Source organism: Phenylobacterium sp. LjRoot219 (genome assembly GCF_964252995.1).
In the GTDB taxonomy this organism is placed as follows: Bacteria; Pseudomonadota; Alphaproteobacteria; order Caulobacterales; family Caulobacteraceae; genus Phenylobacterium.
In genome coordinates this window covers 2803030-2819164 of the sequence record NZ_CAXUQI020000001.1, presented here as the reverse complement: position 1 = coordinate 2819164, position 16135 = coordinate 2803030, and the positions used below count along the sequence as shown (strand labels likewise).

The window sequence follows — 16135 nt, the reverse complement described above, 5'->3', positions numbered from 1 at the left end:
CTTGGACGGATCACGGCGCCGCTAATCGGAAAATATCGTGGGCAGATTGTGGCGGCCGCGAATTCGCCACTCTTAGTGGTGGCGAAATCCCCACCGTCATCCCGGCCGGAGCGTAGAGCGCCGGGACCCAGGGGCCGTGCGCAACGCCCTGGGTCCCGGATCGGCCTTTTCAGGCCGTCCGGGATGACGAGGAAGGCGAGGCCGTCAGATCGGGGCGGTCGCCGCGTCCAGCCAGGTTCGTGCTTCGCCGTCCAGCTGCGGGCCGATCACCGCGCGCACCCGGGCGTGGTAGGCGTCGAGCTGCGTGCGCTCGGCCTCGGTCAGCAGGTCGCGGGCGATGCAGCGCCGGTCGATCGGGGCCAGGGTTAGCGTCTCGAAGCCGTGCATGGGCCGCTCGCCGCCGGGGATGGCCGCGGGCTCGGTGACGACCTCAAGGTTCTCGATGCGGATGCCGTAGGCGCCTTCCTTGTAGTAGCCGGGCTCGTTCGAGAGGATCATCCCGGGCTTCAGCGCCACCGAGTTGGGAGCCTTGGAGATCCGCTGCGGCCCTTCGTGCACGCCGAGGTAGGAGCCCACCCCGTGGCCGGTGCCGTGGTCGTAGTCGAGGCCGTGGGCCCAGAGCGCGTGGCGCGCCAGCACGTCGAGCGCCGAGCCGGTGGTGCCGACCGGGAAGCGCGCCCGAGCCAGCGCCAGATGGCCCTTCAGCACCAGGGTGAAGCGCTCGCGCATCTCCTGCGTCGGCTCGCCGATCGCCACCGTGCGGGTCACGTCGGTGGTGCCGTCGAGGTACTGGGCGCCGCTGTCGATCAGCATCAGCGTGCCGGGTTCGGCGCGCTTGTTGAGGCGCTCGGTAGGCCGGTAGTGGACGATCGCGCCGTTGCCGGCCGTGCCGGCGATGGTGTCGAACGACAGGTCCTTCAGCGCGCCGGTGGCCTCGCGGAACGCCTCCAGCTGGCGCACGGCGGTGATCTCGTCCGGCGGGCTGGTGGGCGAGGTCGTCTCCAGCCAGTGCAGGAAGCGGGTCAGTGCGGCGCCGTCGCGGGCGTGCGCCCGCCGCGTGCCTTCGAGCTCCACGGGGTTCTTGCAGGCGCGGGGCAGGGTGCAGGGATCTTCGGCTCGCAGCACCTGGGCGCCGCCCGCGGCCAGGGTGTCGAAGTACCAGGCCGACGACTGCGCCGGATCGACCAGCACCGTCTGGCCCTTCAGGCCGGCGAGCGCCTGGGCCAGGTCCTCGGGCCGCTCGAGCGTCACCTCGTTGCCGAGCCAGGCGGGCAGTTCCGGGGTGACCTTGCGCGGGTCGAGGAACAGCTGCGCGGTCCCGTCGGCGGCGAGGATCGCCTGGCCGAGCGGCAGCGGCGAGCGGATGACGTCGCCGCCGCGGATGTTGAACAGCCAGGCGAGCGACGAGGGCGCGGTCAGCACCGCGGCCTTGGCCCCCTGGGCGGTCAGCGCCTCGCCGACCCGCTTGCGCTTGGCGGCGGACTCCTCGCCGGCGTATTCGAGCGGATGCGGCACCACCGGCGCGCTCGGCTGGGCGGGGCGGGCCTCGCCCCAGGCGGCGTCCAGCGGATTGAGCGGGGCCGGCTTCAGCTCGGCCCCGGCCTTGGCCGCGGCGGCCTTCAGCCGGGCCAGCGCGTCGGGGCTGTGCAGCCGCGGGTCGTAGCCGATCTGTTGCCCCGGCTGGGCGGCGGTCTCGAGGTAGCCGCTGACCCCGCCGTCCACCAGGTCGCGGATCTCGAAGGTCGCCGGATCCACCTGGTCGCGGACCTGCAGGGTGTAGCGGCCGTCGACGAAGATCGCCGCCTTGTCCTGGAAGATCACCGCCGCCCCGGCCGAGCCGGTGAAGCCGGTCGCCCAGCCGAGCCGGTCGTTGGCCGCCGGCAGGTACTCGTTCTGATGCTCGTCCTCGTGCGGCACCAACAGGGCGTCGAGCCCCTGTTCGGCCATCGCCGCGCGGATCAGCGGCAGGTGCTTGGGCCCAAAGGACGGATCGGTGGTCTCGTCGAAGGTCTGGCGCATGGTGTCTGATGTAATGGGTTCGGAGGGAGCGGTGAAGGCCGAGTGCTGCCGAACGCCCCCTCAGTCAGCTTCGCTGACAGCTCCCTCGCATGCGGGGGAGCTGCGGGGCTACGCTCCTCCACCGCGCAGCGGGGGAGGTGGATCGGCGCGCACGCGCCGAGACGGAGGGGGCGTTCTGCTACTGCGGCACCGCCTCCGTCGCCGCCGCGTCGCGCGCGGCGTCGCCGGCGGTCTGTGCGGTCTGGACGGTGTGGTCGGCCGCCGCGCCGGCCGCCGCGGCGGCGTGCTGGCTGGCCTGGGCGGTGGAGTCGACCGCCGACTGGGTGGCGCGGCTGGCGTGGACGGCGGCGTGCTGCGCCGCGACGGTGGCGGTCTCGACGCTGGCCGGGGCGGTCTGTTCGCGCGCCGCCTGCTGCTCGGCGTAGCGGTTCTCGGTGACGAAGATCGCGACCAGTCCCGCCAGCGCGAACACGGCGACGACCGCGGCGATCCACCAGCCGGCGTTGCTCGCGCGCGGATCGCGGACGTCGGCCATGGGGCGTTCTCCTCCGCAGGCCTTTGCGCCTGCGGAGCCGGGAACGTCGGCTACCCCCGCCGGTTCCGGCGCAGGTCTACGGCCGGCGCAGCACCAGGGTCGCCCAGGCGTCGCGGTGCAGCCGGCGCTCGATGCGGAAGCCGCGCGACAGATAGGCCGCCGAGACGCGCCGCTCCTGGGTGCGCAACAGGCCGGACAGGATGGCGAAGCCGCCGGGCTTCAGCGCGCCCTTGATGTCCTGGGCCAGCGCCACCAGCGGCGGGGCGAGGATGTTGGCGAACACCAGGTCGTAGGGCGCCGCGGCGCGGACCTTGGTGTCGTTCAGGCCGGCGGCGTGGACGAAGCGGGCGCCTGCCTTGTTCAGCGTGGCATTCTCGTTGGCGATGCGCACCGAAACCCGGTCGATGTCGGTGCCGACGGAGATCTGCGAGCCGGTGCGCGCCGCGGCGATCGCCAGCACGCCGGTGCCGCAGCCGACGTCCAGCACGCGCGGGAAGCGGCGGGCCTTCAGCAGCCGATCGAACGCCAGCAGGCAGCCGACGGTGGTGCCGTGGTGGCCGGTGCCGAACGCCGCGCCGGCTTCGATCCGCAGGTTGACGGTGGAGGCGGGGGCCAGGCCGCGGTCGTGCGCGCCGTAGACGAAGAAGCGCCCGGCGCGCACCGGCGGCAGGCCGGACAGCGCCATCGCCAGCCAGTCGGCGTCGGCCAGCTTCTCGGTGGTCACCCGCAGGTCGGCGAAACCGGCGAGCACGTCGCTCAGCGCCGCACGCTCGTCCTCGCTGGTCGGGAACGCGTCGATCCGCCAGACGTCGTGGTCCTCGTCCTCCTCGAGGATCGAGTAGGTGAGGGTTTCGGTGGCGGGCGCTTCGTCCAACGCCACGGCGGCGGCTTCGGCCACGGCGCGCGGTCCGCGGGCGGTGATCTGCAGGGCGTCTTCGGTCATGGCCGCCCTGCTAGAGCGGGACCGACGAAAGGGGAAGCCGGTTTCGCGCGATCAGGGCCCGACACTGGTGTCGCCGGTGGCCTCCGGCTCGGGCTGGGCGTCGTCGGCGAGCGTCGGAATCGGCGGAACCGCGGCGGGGTCGGCGCTCGCCGCGGCGCCGTCTGCGGCGGCGGGAACCTCGGCGGCGGCCGGCATGGCGTGCGCCTCGGCCGCCGGGGCTTCGCGGAGCTGCGACGGCGGCAGGCGTTCGGCGGAGGCGACGGGCTCGGCGTCGGCCTCGTCGGGCCGCGGCGCGGCGGGCTCGGCCGGCGGGGGCGCAGTGGCCCGCCAGTCGGCGCCGACCACATAGTCCGGCAGCCGGGCGTCGTAGGCCGAGTAGGCGAGGGCCTCCTTCAAGCCGGGATCCTCTGCGGGCGCGCCGGGCAGTTCGCCGGACCAGACGCCCAGCGGCTGTGGGGACAGCTCGCCGATGGCCAGTTGCGGCCGCATCGCCGCGCCGATCAGCAGTCCGGCGACCAGCGCGATGCCCGCGCCCGCGACGGGGGTGCTCACGCCCAGGGTCTTCACGTGTCCCACCAATGCTAGATTTGCGTTGCGCCCTACAGCGTGCGTCCGGCGGGTTGGTTCAGGGCCAAGCTGGCGCCAACTCGCCGCGACGTGCGTTTCGGCCGCGGGAGAGTCCGTCATGAGCAAGTACAACCCCTTGGCCGACCGCCTGGCGGCCCACACCGGCGACGAGTGGGGCGCAAGCTTCTCGGAGCTGGAGGCGGTGCTGGGCTTCGCCCTGCCGAAGGCGGCGCAAAGCGGCCGCGGCTGGTGGGGGAACGATCCGGACAAGAGCCACAGCCGCGCCTGGGCGGCGCAGGGCTGGGTGGTCGGCGACGTCGATCACGCCACGCAACGGGTGGTGTTCCGGCGCGGCGCGGGCTCCGGCGTGATCCTGACTCAGGCGGCGGGATTGAAGCCGCAGCCTGCGCCCGCGTCGCCGCCGGCCGCGGCCGAGATCCAGCCGCCGGTGCTGCGCGAAGCCGCCGAGGCCGCCTCGGCGAAGATGCACCGCAACCGCGCGCTCGGGGGGACGGCGATCGTCACCGCCGGCGTCGCGGTGCTGGCCGGCCTCGGCGCGATGGTCATGCGCGGCGTGCTGCGGCGGCGCTCGAAGTAGCCCGCCCTCACGCCTTCTCGACGAAGCTGTCGATGACCTTCTTGTCGCCGGCCTTGTCGAACTTGACGCTCAGCTTGTTGCCGTCGACCGACGCGACCTTGCCGTAGCCGAACTTCACGTGGAAGACGCGGTCGCCGCGCTTGTAGTCGCTGGCCGCCGAGCTCTCCGACACCGCCACCAGCCGGCCTTCGCCCTCGATCACCGCCTGGCGGCCCGGATGGCTGCCGCGGTAGCCGCTGGCCTGGGCCCGCTTCCAGCCGGGCGAGGAGTAGCCGGCGCCGAACGACGGGCTCTCGTCCCAGCGGCTGCCGTGCTGCTGCATGCCCGGCCCGCCGCCGTAGTAGCCGGTCTCCGAGGCCGCCTCGACATTGGCCAGCGGCAGCTCGTCGACGAACCGGCTGGGCAGCTGGCTGGTCCAGCGGCCGTAGACTTGGCGGTTGGCGGCGAAGGAGATCCGCGCCTCCTCGCGCGCCCGGGTGATGCCGACGTAGGCCAGCCGGCGCTCCTCCTCGAGCGCCTTCTCGCCCTTCTCGTCGAGGCTGCGCTGCGAGGGGAAGATGCCTTCCTCCCAGCCCGGCAGGAAGACCAGCGGGAACTCCAGGCCCTTGGCCTGGTGCAGGGTCATGATCTGCACGGAGTCGCCGCCGGCCTCGCGCTCGAGGTCGAGCACCAGCGAGACGTGCTCCAGATAGGATTCCAGGGTCTCGTGCTCGCCCATCGAGCTGACCAGCTCCTTGAGGTTCTCCAGCCGGCCCTGGGCGGTCGGCGTGCGATCGAGCCGGAGCGCGTCGGTGTAGCCGCTCTCCTCCAGCACCTGCTCCATCAGCCGGGAGTGGTGGATGCGCTCGGCGTCGACCCGCCAGCGGTCGAGATCGCGCAGGAAGTTGGACAGCGCGGTGCGGGTCTTCGCCGCCAGTTCGTCGGTGCGCACCAGTTCGCGCGCGGCGGTGCTGGCCGGCACGCCGTTCAGCCGGGCGATCTGCAGCAGCTTCTGGACGGTGGTCTCGCCGATGCCGCGCTTGGGCGTGTTGACGATGCGCTCGAAGGCGAGGTCGTCGTCCGGGCTCTGGATCAGCCGCAGATAGGCGTGGGCGTCGCGGATCTCGGCGCGCTCGAAGAACCGCTGGCCGCCGATGATCTTCAGCGGGATCTGCAGCAGGGCGAAGCGCTCTTCGAAGGCGCGCATCTGGAAGGAGGCGCGCACCAGGATGGCGATGTCGCGGTAGCGGCGGCCCGGCTTGTCGCGCGAGCCGCGCTTGGCGCTCTCGATCTCCTCGGCGATCAGCCGGCTCTCGGCCTCGCCGTCCCAGACGCCGCGGACGACGACCTTCTCGCCGCCCTGTTCGTCGGTCCATAGGGTCTTGCCGAGCCGGCCCTTGTTGGCGGCGATCAGGCCCGACGCGGCCGCCAGGATGTGGCTGGTCGAGCGGTAGTTGCGCTCCAGCCGGATCACCTTGGCGCCCGGGAAATCGCGCTCGAAGCGCAGGATGTTGTCCACTTCCGCCCCGCGCCAGCCGTAGATCGACTGGTCGTCGTCGCCGACGCAGCAGACGTTTTGCCGCTTCTGGGCCAGCAGCCGCAGCCACAGGTACTGGGCGACGTTGGTGTCCTGGTACTCGTCGACCAGCACGTAGCGGAACCGGTTATGGTACTCGGCCAGCACGTCGGGGTTCGACGTGAAGATGGTCAGGTTGTGCAGCAGCAGGTCGCCGAAGTCGCAGGCGTTCAGCACCCGCAGCCGCTCCTGGTACATCCGGTAAAGCGCCCCGCCGCGGCCGTTGGCGAAGGTCTCGGCCTCCTGCGGCGGCAGCTTGTCGGGCGTCCAGCCGCGGTTCTTCCAGTGGTCGATCAGCCCGGCCAGCGCCTTCGGCGTCCAGCGCTTGGCGTCGATGTTCTCGGCCTCGAGCAGCTGCTTGATCAGCCGTTCCTGATCGTCGGTGTCGAGGATGGTGTAGCTCGACTTCAGCCCGACCAGCTCGGCGTGGCGGCGCAGGATCTGGGCGGCGATCGAGTGGAAGGTGCCCAGCCAGCGCAGGCCCTCGGCCTGCGGGCCGATAATCGCGGTGATCCGCTCGCGCATCTCCCGCGCGGCCTTGTTGGTGAAGGTGACCGCCAGCAGCTCCCAGGGCTTGGCCTTGCCGCTCGCCAGGATGTGCGCCAGCCGGGTGGTCAGCACCCGGGTCTTGCCGGTGCCGGCGCCGGCCAACACCAGCACCGGGCCGTCGGTGGTCTCGACCGCGTCGCGCTGCTCGGGGTTCAGGCCCTGCAGATAGTCGGGCGCCGGCCCGCCCGCGCGCGCCAGGTCGCTGATGCGCGGGGCCGGAAGGTCGTGATCGAAAGGGGATTCGGGAGGAGACATGGGGAACATATGTAGCACGCCGAGGCCGCGGCTTAAGGGCTCACGGCGTCGCGCGGAACTTCGTCGGACGCGGGGGGTTTCGGCCTCGGAGGGCGAACGGCCCCTCGCGTCCAGCCCGAGGTTGCGCGATGTCGGAGAAACCCCGCCGGCCGCGTCCTGACTCCATGCCCTCGCTCGTCTGGGGAATCCTCGGCGTGTTGGCGGTGGCCCTGTTCGTGCTGGCCCTAGGAATCCTCAACCCCATCCCGTGACGCCGCCTCGCCGTGAGCGAAGGCCAGGGCCGCGACCCGGCAGGCCGAGGCCAGCGGCCGTTCGCCGCGCTCGGCGTCGATCCGCAGCACCAGGGCCGCGAGGCTGCCGCCGCGGGCCAGGGCCATGGTCTCCAGCACCATCCAGAATTCCGGCTCCAGCGCGATCGAGGTGCGGTGGCCGGCGAGCTGCAGCGAGCGTTTGCGCAAGGGGTGCGTCAAGGCGGGCTAGTCCTCGCGCTTGGTGTCGTCGTGAAGCCGGCGGGCGCGCTCGGTTTCCAGCTTGGAGACGGTCTTCTCGGCCTTGGTGCGGCCGAAGCGGACGCGGTTCTCGGCGGCCTGCGCCTTCTCGGCGGCGCGGTCGCGCGCCTTGCGCGCCTTGTTCAGGTTGATCGGCTCGGTCATGCGAAACCCTTCGCTCCGTCGTCGGTTTACCCGGGCCTGACGTGAAGGAGGAGAGACAAGATGGTGCAAGCTTCGATGATCCGCGAGCACATGGAAGTGGTCGGCTCCGACGGCCGTCACGTCGGCCGCGTCGACCATGTCATCGGCGAGGAGATCGAACTGACCAAGCTCGACCTGGCCGCCGGCCTGCGGCACCACATGATCCCGATGAGCTGGGTGGAGTCCGTCGCCGACGACGAGGTGCGGCTGAACCGCACCAAGGACGCCGCCCGGCAGCAGTGGCGGACCAAGCACTAGGCCAAGATCCTCCCCCTCAGGGGGAGGTGGCCCGGAGGGCCGGGGGGGGCGCCGCAGACCGTGGCCTTCAACCCCCTCACCCGCTGCGCGGGAGCTCCCCCTGAGGGGGAGCAACGAATGCGTTCCTACTTCACGCTGGCGCAGAAGCGCTGGATGCGGGTGCAGGCGTCTTCCAGCACCGAGTTGGCCGTGGCGTAGCTGATGCGGAAGAACGGCGAGAGACCGAACGCCGCGCCGTGCACCACCGCCACGCCTTCGGTCTCCAGCAGCTCGGTGGCGAAGTCGGCGTCCGAGGTGATGGTCTTGCCGCTCGGCGCGGTCTTGCCGATCAGGCCTTCGCACGACGGGTAGACGTAGAAGGCGCCTTCCGGCGTCGGGCACTTGATGCCGGGAGCCTGGTTCAGCATCGACACCACCAGGTCGCGCCGGCCCTGGAACAGCTTCTGGTTCGGCTTGATGAAATCCTGGGTGCCGTTCAGCGCCTCGACGGCCGCGTACTGCGAGACCGAGCAGGGGTTGGACGTCGTCTGGCTGAGCACCTTGCGCATCAGGTTGATCAGCGGCTCGGGGCCCGCGGCGTAGCCGATCCGCCAGCCGGTCATGGCGTAGGCCTTGGAGACCCCGTTCATGGTCAGGGTGCGCTCGTAGAGCGCCGGCTCGACCTGGGCGATGGTCCAGAACTCGAAGTCGTCGAACACCAGGTGCTCGTACATGTCGTCGGTCAGGATCCAGACGTGCGGGTGGCGCAGCAGCACGTCGGCGACGGCGCGCAGCTCGGCCTTGGTGTAGGCGGCGCCCGACGGGTTCGACGGCGAGTTGAGGAACACCCAGCGAGTCTTCGGGGTGATCGCCGCCTCGAGGTCGGCGGGCTGCACCTTGAAGCCGGTCTCGGCGGTGGTCTGCACGAAGCGCGGCTCGCCGCCGGCCAGCAGCACCATGTCCGGGTAGCTCACCCAGTACGGCGTCGGGATGATCACCTCGTCGCCCGGATTCAGGGTGGCGACCATGGCGTTGTAGATCACCGGCTTGCCGCCCGGCGAGACGTTCACCTGCGCGGGCTTGTAGGTCAGGCCGTTCTCGCGCTGGAACTTGGCGCAGATGGCTTCCTTCAACTCGGGGATGCCGTCGACGTTGGTGTACTTCGTCTTGCCGTCGCGGATCGCCTTGATCGCGGCTTCCTTGATGTTGTCGGGCGTGTCGAAGTCGGGCTCGCCGGCGGCCAGGCCGATCACGTCGCGGCCCTGGGCGCGCAGTTCGCGGGCTTTCTGGTCGGCCGCAAGCGTGGCGGAGGGCTTCACGCGGGCGAGGGCGGCGGACTGCAGCGACATGGCGGAGGTTGCTCCCGGCAGAGGGTGTTGATGATGCGCGCGCGGTTTAGCCTAACCCGCTCGCCGGGCAAACCCGGGTTCCGCATCAATCCGCTCATCCCGGCGAAGGCCGGGATCCAGATGACGCGCTGCGAGGCGGCCGCGAAGGTCGCTGTCGCTCAAATCTCCAAAGCCCCGGCTGGACCTGGGTCCCGGCCTTCGCCGGGATGAGCGGTGGTGACCCGACCTTGACCCGGCGACGGCAATCGGCGACAGGCGCCCGGATGCGCCGGCTCCTGCAGTTTCTGTCCGATATGGACGCCCAGGCCTGGCGGGCGCTGGTGGTCTCCTTCCTGCTGTTCGGCGGCGTCGGCCTGGTGTTCGTCTTCGGCGCCCAGGTGCTTGGCTTCAGCGGCGAGGCCACGGTCGAGCATTGGATGGGCGCGGCGAGCGGGCCGCTGGCGCTGCCGGTCGCGGTCGCCGCCTTCGCGCTCCTGGCCTTCGTCGGCGTGCCGCAGTTCATGCTGATCGCCGCGGCGGTGGTGGCGTTCGGCGGCTGGACCGGCTTCGCCTACAGCTGGGTCGGGACCATGGTCTCGGCCCTGGTCGGCTTCTACATTGGACGCACGGCCGGGGCGAAGGTGCTGGCGCGCTTCTCCGGCGACGGCGTCCGGCGGTTCATGGAGCACGTCGGCAACAACGGCTTCCTGGCCAGCCTGATCGTCCGCCTGGTGCCCTCGGCGCCGTTCATTGTTGTCAACATGGCCGCCGGCGTCACGCCGATGCGCGCCGTCGACTTCGCCGCCGGCACGGCGCTCGGCATCGTGCCGAAGATCGCGCTGACCGCCTTCGCCGGCAACTCGATCGCCCGCGCCATGCGCGGCGAGCTGGGCCGCGACCTGATCTGGCTGGTGGTGCTGGTTATAGCCTGGGTTGCTATCGGCTGGGCCGCACGGCGCTGGCTGCGCAGCCGCGACCGTCCAGCTAACCTCCGATAGAATAAGCGAAAGATGCTCGCTGGCGGCGCGCGAATTTATCCGCCGACATGCTGATCCGTTAACCTATGTCGTTCTTGGCGACCCGGCTTCGTGCCTTTGATGGCGCGGGGAGCAGGGACGGAAGAGCACAATGGGCAGCATCTCCCGACGCTCCGCGGACGTCGCGCTCCGCATCTTTGCGTCCGGCGCGAACCTGACGCCGGCCGACCAGGATCTGCTGGCGCGCCTGACCGGTGAGCCGCAGGCGTTCGAAGCCGGCAGCTGGATCGAGCCGCAGACCGCGCCGGAGGAGCGCGCCTGGCTGGTCGTCTCCGGCTGGGCGGCGCAGGCCCGGGTGCTGTCCGACCGGCGCCGACAGATCGGCCGCCTGCTGCTGCCCGGCGACGTCGCCGGGCTCAGCCACCTGGGCGGCGGCGCGCGGCTCGGGCTGCTGGCCCTCACCGAGGTGGTGGTCGCGGACTTCAACTTGGTGCGCGCCGCGGTCGAGGCGGGCAAGAGCCGCGGCCTGGCCCGGGCCTGGGCCGAACTGCAGCGCGCCGAGCAGGCCGGGGCCTTGCAGCAGATCATGCGGCTCGGCCGCTTCACCGCCTTCGAGCGCACCGGCGACCTGCTGCTGGAGCTCTACGAACGGCTGGTCGCGGCCGGGCTCGCCCACGACCGCAGCATGCCGATGCCGCTCACCCAGGAGGTGCTGGCCGACTGCCTAGGCTTGAGCATCGTCCACCTGAACCGAATGGTGCAGCTGCTGCGCAGAAATCAGCTGATCGCCTCGGAGCCGCGCCGGATCAGCTTCCTCGATCTCGAGCGGCTGGCCGAAGAGTGCCACCATCCGCTCTCCAGCGAGGCGCTGGCGGAGGCGGCGCCGAGATCCAGCTTCACCGGACGCGCGAAGGTTCAGAATTTCGCCGCGGGCCACATTTCCGGTTAAAAGTTGCGCAAATTGGCCACCGAGATGTCGTTGCGGGGGAAAGTATTGCGCTGAGGCTTCGGAAGTCTTAGATTTCACGAATGTGCGCCGGTCGCGACAACCTGCTTCTTCTCTCGCTGGGGCTTAGCAGCCCCTGGGCGCCTTAATCGGGCTGCGTCGCATCGCGGCCGGGCGTTCAGGGGATCGATGATCTCGCCCTCCTGACCCTATCCCGCGAAGAGCCGCCCCCATGACCACCCCCGCCGACACCGCCCCCGCCGACCGCAGCGCGGCCCCGGCCGTTTCCGACCGCGTCGTCATCTTCGACACCACCATGCGCGACGGCGAGCAGTCGCCCGGCGCCTCGATGTCGCACCAGGAAAAGCTGGAGCTGGCGAAGATCCTTGAGGAGATGCGCGTCGACGTGATCGAGGCGGGCTTCCCGATCGCCTCGAACGGCGACTTCGAGGCCGTGCGCGGCATCGCCGAGATCGTCAGCGAGAGCACGATCTGCGGCCTGGCCCGCGCGGCGACCGCCGACATCGACCGCTGCGCCGAGGCGCTGAAGCCGGCCAAGCGCGGCCGGATCCACACCTTCATCTCCACCAGCCCGGTGCACATGAAGTGGAAGCTGCAGATGGAGCCGGAAGCGGTGCTGGAGCGGGTGACCAGCTCGGTCAGCTACGCCCGGAACCTGATCGACGACGTCGAATGGTCGGCCGAGGACGCCACCCGCACCGAGCGCGATTTCCTGCGCCGCTGCGTCGAGGCGGCGATCAAGGCCGGGGCGACGACCATCAACATCCCCGACACCGTCGGCTACACCTATCCGGACGAGTACGCCGCGCTGTTTCGCGACCTGATCGAGACCGTGCCCGGCGCGGACAAGGTGATCTTCTCGACCCACTGCCACAACGACCTCGGCCTGGGCGTCGCCAACAGCCTGGCCGGCGTGCAGGGCGGCGCGCGGCAGATCGAGTGCGCGATCAACGGCATCGGCGAGCGCGCCGGCAACGCGGCGCTGGAAGAGATCGTCATGGCGCTGCGGGTGCGCGGCGACCGGCTGCCCTACCACACCGGCGTCGCCCCGCAGCAGATCACCCGGGCCTCGCGCTACGTCTCGGCGATCACCGGCTTCCCGGTGCAGTTCAACAAGGCGATCGTCGGCAAGAACGCCTTCGCCCACGAGAGCGGCATCCACCAGGACGGGATGCTGAAGAACGCCGAGACCTACGAGATCATGCGCCCCGAGGACGTCGGGCAGGGCGCCACCAACCTGGTGATGGGCAAGCACTCCGGCCGCCACGCCTTCCGCGAGAAGCTGAAGGCGCTGGGCTACGAACTGGGCAAGAACGCGCTGGACGAGGCGTTCCAGCGCTTCAAGGACCTGGCCGACAAGAAGAAGCACGTCTTCGACGACGACATCGTCGCCCTGGTCGACGACGCCCTGGCCTCCGGGGCCGATCGCATCCAGGTCAAGCACCTGCGGGTGATCGCCGGCACCGGCGGGCCGCAGGAGGCCTTCCTGACCGTCACCGTCGACGGCGAGGACCGCTCGGCCAACGCCACCGGCGACGGCCCGGTCGACGCGGTGTTCAACGCCATCCACCTGGCGGTGCCGCACGAAGCGGTGCTGCGCCTGTTCCAGGTGCACGCAGTGACTGAAGGCACCGACGCCCAGGCCCAGGTCTCGGTGCGCCTGGAGGAGGACGGCCGGATCGCCACCGGCCAGGCCGCCGACACCGACACCCTGACCGCCTCGGCCAAGGCCTATGTCAACGCGCTGAACAACCTGTTCGCCCGCAAGGAGAAGACCGCCCCGGCCGACCGGGTCGCCAGCGGGTTCTAAGCCCTTCCTCCCCCGCGCCAGCGGGGGAGGATCTTGGCTCCGCGCGTGCACAGCGTTATGCATCGTCACTTCATAACGTTGGGGCGGTGATGATCACACGTCGGCTGTTCGGGGCGCTCGCCGCCGTCTTCGTCGCTTTTGGGGCCGCGCCGGCGTTCGCCGGCGAGACCCAGGTGGCGGTGGCCGCCAACTTCACCGCGCCGGCCAAGGAGATCGCCGCCGCCTTCACCGCGGCGACCGGCCACAAGGCGAGCCTGAGCTTCGGCTCCTCCGGCCAGTTCTACACCCAGATCGCCCATGGGGCGCCGTTCGAGGTCTTCCTCTCGGCCGACGCTGAGCGGCCGACCAAAGCCGAGCAGGCGGGGCTGGCCGTGCCAGGCACGCGCTTCACCTACGCCGTCGGCACGCTGGTGCTCTATTCCAAGACCCCGGGCCTGGCCGGGCCGGCGGCGCTCAAGGGCGGCAAGTTCGAGAAGCTGGCGATCGCCGATCCGGCGGCCGCGCCCTACGGCGAGGCGGCGATCGAGACCTTGAAGCAGATGGGCCTCTACGAGCAGCTGAAGCCGAAGCTGGTCACCGGCGCGTCGATCACCCAGGCCTATCAGTTCGTCGCCACCGGCGCGGCCGAGCTCGGCTTCGTCGCCCTGTCGCAGGTCGTCGACCAACCCGGCGGCTCGCGCTGGGTGGCGCCGGAGAAGTACCACACGCCGATCGCCCAGCAGGCGGTGCTGCTGAACCCCGGGCGCGACAGCGCCGCCGCCAAGGCCTTCCTCGCCTTCCTGAAGGGGCCGAAAGCCGCGGCCATCATCAAGCGCTACGGCTACCGGCCGGGCTGAGCATGGCCCAGGTCGTCTGGACCACGATCGCGCTGGCCGGGGTCACCACGCTGATCCTGCTGGTGATCGCCGCCCCGCTCGGCTGGTGGCTGGCGAGGAGCCGCGGCTGGTGGAAGGAGGCGGTGGCGGCGCTGACCGCCCTGCCGGTGGTGCTGCCGCCGACGGTGCTGGGCTTCTACGTGCTGATCGCGCTCGGGCCGAACAGTCCGCTGATGACGCTGTTGCAGCCGTTCGGCGTGCGCACGCTGGCCTTCACCTTCACCGGTCTGGTGATCGGCTCGGTGCTCTACTCGCTGCCGTTTGCGGTGCAGCCGGTCCGCAACGCCTTCGAGGCGATGGGCGATCGGCCGCTGGAGGTCGCCGCGACACTGCGGGCGAGGCCCGTCGACGCCTTCCTCCACGTGGCCGTGCCGATGGCCTCGCGCGGCTTCCTCACCGCCGCCGTCCTGGTGTTCGCCCACACCATCGGCGAGTTCGGCGTGGTGCTGATGATCGGCGGCGCGATTCCCGGCCGGACCGAGGTGGTGTCGATCCGCATCTTCCAGGACGTCGAGGCGCTGAACTTCGCCGACGCCCACCGGCTGTCGGCGGCCCTGGTGGCGTTCGCCTTCGTCGTGCTGTTCAGCCTGTTCCTGCTGCAGCGCCGCGCCGCCGCGGAGCGGGCGTGACCATGAGCGCCGCCGGCGAGATCCGCTTCCGGCTGCAGGGCCGCTTCGGCGGCTTCGTCCTCGACGCCGAGGCGGCGATCCCGGCGCAGGGCGTCACCGCCCTGGTCGGCGCGAGCGGCGCGGGCAAGACCAGCCTGCTGCGCTGCCTGGCGGGCCTGGCGCGGGCCAAGGGCGAGGTCAGCGTCGGCGAGACGGTCTGGCAGGACGTCCGCCGGTTCGTCGCGCCGCACCGCCGCGGCGTCGGCTATGTCTTCCAGGAGCCCAGCCTGCTGCCGCACCTGTCGGTGCGCGGCAACCTCGCCTTCGCGGCGCGTCGGGCCGGTGACGGGCCCGGGCCGGCGTTCGAGGAGGCGGTGGCGATGCTCGGGCTGGAGCGGCTGATCGATCGTGCGCCGGCCAAGCTGTCCGGCGGCGAGCGGCAACGCGTCGCCATCGCCCGGGCGCTGCTGTCGCGGCCGGCGCTGCTGTTGATGGACGAGCCGCTGTCCAGCCTGGACGCCGCCAGCAAGGCCGAGGTCCTGCCCTATCTTGAGGGGCTGCATCGCAGCCTGCGGCTGCCGGTGCTCTATGTCAGCCATGACGCGCTGGAGGTCGCACGGCTGGCGGACCGGGTGCTGCGGATGGAGGGCGGGCGGCTGCGCGGACCCGCCACCGAGGTCGCCGGCGGCGCCGATCCGCTGGCGCTGCTCGATCCGGCGCAGGTCAGGGCGCTGGCCCGCGCGGCGTTGGCGGCGGGCCTGACCGTGGAGCAGGACGACGCATGACCCCGGAAGACGAACTGAACGTCGCGGTCAGCCTGAAGCGCGGGCCTTCGCCGCGGATCGGCCTGGAGCGGGTGGCGCTGATCGAGGCGGTGGACGATCTCGGCTCGATCACCGCGGCGGCCAAGCGGCTGGGGCTCAGCTACAAAGGCGCCTGGGACATCGTCCAGGCGCTGAACAACCTGTTCGCCGCGCCGCTGATCGAGGCCGCGGCCGGCGGCAAGGCCGGCGGGAAGGCCCAGGTCACGCCGCGCGGTCGTGAGGTGGCGCGGGCGTTCCGCCGGGTGCAGGGTGAGATCGACGCCGCGCTCGCCAAGCTGGAAGCCGGGTTGGCGGGCGAGACGGCGCGGGACCTGTTCTGGAGCCTGGGCATGCAGACCAGCGCGCGCAATGCGCTTCGCGGCGAGGTCAGCCGGGTCACCGACGGCGCGGTCAACAGCGAGGTGGCCCTGAAGCTGGCCGACGGGGTGGAGATCATCGCCGTGGTCACCCGCCGCAGCGTCGCCGACCTTGGCCTGGCGGTCGGCCGCCCGGCCATCGCCCTGATCAAGTCGAGCTTCGTGCTGCTGGCCAAGGGCGAGGGGCTGGTCACCTCGGCCCGCAACCAGATCCCCGGCGAGGTCGTCAGCCGGGAGGACGGGCCGGTCAGCAGCGAGGTCACCTTGAGCATCGGCGGCGGCAAGACCCTGACTGCGACCATCACCCACGAAAGCGCCGAGGCGATGAAAATTACCCCGGGCGAGCGCCTGACCGCGCTTATCAAGGCGCCGCACGTCATCCTGGCGACGGAGTAGGCAGCGGCAAGGCGTCGCGCCGGGTCGCCCGCCGCGGCCTCAGG

At 71.2% G+C, this 16135-nt stretch carries 17 protein-coding genes; 9 read left to right on the top strand and 8 right to left on the bottom strand.

Annotated features, from left to right (window positions below; genetic code table 11):
• Nucleotides 1-204: 204 nt before the first annotated feature.
• The 4 genes from ACSQ14_RS13810 to ACSQ14_RS13795 form a co-directional block, all read right to left on the bottom strand.
• Nucleotides 205-2019 carry an aminopeptidase P family protein gene (locus ACSQ14_RS13810; RefSeq protein WP_436013689.1) on the bottom strand — a complete coding sequence of 605 codons (1815 nt, stop codon included), beginning with the start codon at nt 2017-2019 and terminating at the stop codon, nt 205-207.
• 178 nt (nt 2020-2197) lie between these two features.
• On the bottom strand, nt 2198-2554 hold the full coding sequence (locus tag ACSQ14_RS13805) for a hypothetical protein (protein WP_436013687.1): 357 nt from the start codon (nt 2552-2554) through the stop codon (nt 2198-2200).
• Between the two features lie 76 nt (nt 2555-2630).
• Entirely contained in the window at nt 2631-3497 is an 867-nt protein-coding gene (locus ACSQ14_RS13800; protein WP_436013685.1) for a 50S ribosomal protein L11 methyltransferase, read from the bottom strand.
• Between the two features lie 51 nt (nt 3498-3548).
• Complete coding sequence (locus ACSQ14_RS13795; RefSeq protein WP_436013683.1) at nt 3549-4049, bottom strand: hypothetical protein; 501 nt, start codon at nt 4047-4049, stop codon at nt 3549-3551.
• A 133-nt stretch (nt 4050-4182) separates the two neighbouring features.
• Here ACSQ14_RS13795 and ACSQ14_RS13790 point away from each other — a divergent pair, with 133 nt between their 5' ends.
• Entirely contained in the window at nt 4183-4662 is a 480-nt protein-coding gene (locus ACSQ14_RS13790; protein WP_436013681.1) for a DUF7662 domain-containing protein, read from the top strand.
• 7 nt (nt 4663-4669) lie between these two features.
• Here the strand turns inward: ACSQ14_RS13790 and ACSQ14_RS13785 are convergent, their stop codons facing one another.
• The 3 genes from ACSQ14_RS13785 to ACSQ14_RS13775 form a co-directional block, all read right to left on the bottom strand.
• Nucleotides 4670-7030 (bottom strand): ATP-dependent helicase, encoded by a 2361-nt coding sequence (locus tag ACSQ14_RS13785; RefSeq protein ID WP_436013679.1) that lies wholly within the window; start codon nt 7028-7030, stop codon nt 4670-4672.
• 215 nt (nt 7031-7245) lie between these two features.
• Nucleotides 7246-7491: a ribbon-helix-helix domain-containing protein gene (locus ACSQ14_RS13780; RefSeq protein ID WP_436013677.1), complete on the bottom strand. Its 246-nt coding sequence runs from the start codon at nt 7489-7491 to the stop codon at nt 7246-7248.
• A 6-nt stretch (nt 7492-7497) separates the two neighbouring features.
• The gene (locus tag ACSQ14_RS13775; RefSeq protein ID WP_436013675.1) at nt 7498-7674 is read right to left on the bottom strand and encodes a DUF4169 family protein; all 177 of its coding nucleotides are present in this window, start codon (nt 7672-7674) and stop codon (nt 7498-7500) included.
• A 60-nt stretch (nt 7675-7734) separates the two neighbouring features.
• On the opposite strand from ACSQ14_RS13775, the gene ACSQ14_RS13770 reads away from it, so the two are divergent.
• The gene (locus ACSQ14_RS13770; protein ID WP_436013673.1) at nt 7735-7971 is read left to right on the top strand and encodes a DUF2171 domain-containing protein; all 237 of its coding nucleotides are present in this window, start codon (nt 7735-7737) and stop codon (nt 7969-7971) included.
• A gap of 125 nt (nt 7972-8096) precedes the next feature.
• On the opposite strand, the gene ACSQ14_RS13765 is transcribed toward ACSQ14_RS13770, so the two are convergent.
• Nucleotides 8097-9299: a pyridoxal phosphate-dependent aminotransferase gene (locus ACSQ14_RS13765; protein WP_436013671.1), complete on the bottom strand. Its 1203-nt coding sequence runs from the start codon at nt 9297-9299 to the stop codon at nt 8097-8099.
• 263 nt (nt 9300-9562) lie between these two features.
• Between ACSQ14_RS13765 and ACSQ14_RS13760 the strand changes: the two genes are divergently transcribed.
• From ACSQ14_RS13760 to ACSQ14_RS13730, 7 genes are all read left to right on the top strand, one after another.
• Nucleotides 9563-10276, top strand: a complete 714-nt coding sequence (locus ACSQ14_RS13760) for a TVP38/TMEM64 family protein (protein WP_436013669.1) — start codon at nt 9563-9565, stop codon at nt 10274-10276.
• Nucleotides 10277-10406: 130 nt separating this feature from the next.
• Nucleotides 10407-11204 (top strand): Crp/Fnr family transcriptional regulator, encoded by a 798-nt coding sequence (locus ACSQ14_RS13755; RefSeq protein ID WP_436013667.1) that lies wholly within the window; start codon nt 10407-10409, stop codon nt 11202-11204.
• Between the two features lie 229 nt (nt 11205-11433).
• On the top strand, nt 11434-13032 hold the full coding sequence (locus ACSQ14_RS13750) for a 2-isopropylmalate synthase (RefSeq protein WP_436013665.1): 1599 nt from the start codon (nt 11434-11436) through the stop codon (nt 13030-13032).
• Between the two features lie 89 nt (nt 13033-13121).
• Entirely contained in the window at nt 13122-13868 is a 747-nt protein-coding gene (modA, locus tag ACSQ14_RS13745; protein WP_436013663.1) for a molybdate ABC transporter substrate-binding protein, read from the top strand.
• Between the two features lie 2 nt (nt 13869-13870).
• Entirely contained in the window at nt 13871-14536 is a 666-nt protein-coding gene (modB, locus tag ACSQ14_RS13740; protein WP_436013661.1) for a molybdate ABC transporter permease subunit, read from the top strand.
• A 2-nt stretch (nt 14537-14538) separates the two neighbouring features.
• Nucleotides 14539-15300 (top strand): molybdenum ABC transporter ATP-binding protein, encoded by a 762-nt coding sequence (locus tag ACSQ14_RS13735; protein WP_436015417.1) that lies wholly within the window; start codon nt 14539-14541, stop codon nt 15298-15300.
• Nucleotides 15297-16091 carry a TOBE domain-containing protein gene (locus ACSQ14_RS13730; protein ID WP_436013659.1) on the top strand — a complete coding sequence of 265 codons (795 nt, stop codon included), beginning with the start codon at nt 15297-15299 and terminating at the stop codon, nt 16089-16091. The genes ACSQ14_RS13735 and ACSQ14_RS13730 overlap by 4 nt, the downstream gene beginning before the upstream one ends.
• Nucleotides 16092-16135: the final 44 nt, after the last annotated feature.